The sequence below is a fragment of the Burkholderia sp. E168m23 genome, assembly GCF_016586125.1.
Lineage (GTDB): Bacteria > Pseudomonadota > Gammaproteobacteria > Burkholderiales > Burkholderiaceae > Burkholderia > Burkholderia orbicola.
This window is the reverse complement of sequence record NZ_BCPP01001410.1, coordinates 1-1,226: the sequence shown is the minus strand read 5'-3', so window position 1 is coordinate 1,226 and position 1,226 is coordinate 1. Positions and strand designations below refer to the sequence as shown.

Below are 1,226 nucleotides of genomic sequence, written 5' to 3'. Positions count from 1 at the left end.
AAACGAATCGGGTAGTGGGCGCAAGGCCGGTTTCGATCGACGGGCATCGGCGATCGGCGCGTAAACCGGTCTGCGACTGGCCGCGGCGTCAAGCGGCACGCACTGCGATGGGACGAAATCCCGAGACTGGAATCCACCACGATCAGACGCAACTCCACCTGCCGCGATATGGAGCGGGGCAGAATAGGGCGAGCGCGGCGCATGCCGCGGCGTTGTCGGCCGCGCGCCGATTCATGAAAACCTGTCGAGTCTCCATGGCGCTTCCGATGCCTCCTATCTTGCATCCCATCCGGTCGGTGTCCCGAACGACGGCCGGCATTGCCTTCGTCGTCAGTCTGCTGTCCGGCTGCGCTGCGATGTCTTCATCTGCGCCGATCGATCCCCAGCAGCAGTTCGTTGCGGAGCAGCGAAATGCGAACGAGCGGTACTACCAGACCCTCGCGGCGTACAAGCCCATTTTTCAGAATCCCGGCAACTATAGTCGAGCAGAGGTGCTGGAAAAGTACGACGCGGTGCTCTATCAATACTCGCTCGCCGCGGTGAGTTGGGTTCGCACGATCTATCCTGCCGCCCGGCAGACGCTGCCGCCATCCCTGCAACCGTTGCCTGCGTCGTCCGGGCCGCTCAGCCTGGCGGACGTGAACCGACGCTACGAACACGCGCTCGGCATGAACGCCGGCATGTGGGAGATCAGCATGGCCGCGGATTTCGGCAAGCCGTCGAAACTGGCGGTGCCGCGATATGACGGGCCATTGCTTTTCATGCCGTTCGCACCGCCTTTGCCGCCGCTGCAGGATGTTCGCGATCCGAAGTTCGCGCGACTGGTGACCATGACGAAGAAGGTGGACGACGCGCAGAAGGCGGACCTGGCTCGACAGAACGCGGCGACCGCGAGACAGATGGCGGAGAACGCCGCGATGCACGCGGCAAACCATCCCCCGGGACCGAATCCGCTGGACTCGATCGATCCGCGGACCGGGTTACCGTATCCGGCACCGCAACAAGACACGCAGCGCTGGTGCACGATGATGGGCAATGGTGTGGGTGGTCGGGTTCCGTGTTGAAACGGTGCGATCGACGGAAAGCGATCTGATATGACCTGGACGTCGTGGTGATCGTCCAGGTCGCGTTTATCGCTGGCGCGCCCAAGGGTGCAGACGATCAACCTACAGGCTAAAACACGACATCTGTAAATAGCCAGAACACGACATTAGGATATGGCTGCT

1 protein-coding gene is annotated in these 1,226 nt (G+C 62.2%); it reads left to right on the top strand.

Going from position 1 to position 1,226, the window contains the following annotated elements:
• A partial coding sequence (locus tag JMF90_RS37715) for a hypothetical protein (protein ID WP_307730545.1) occupies positions 1-1,064 on the top strand: 1,064 nt, incomplete at its 5' end.
• Positions 1,065-1,226 lie beyond the last annotated feature (162 nt).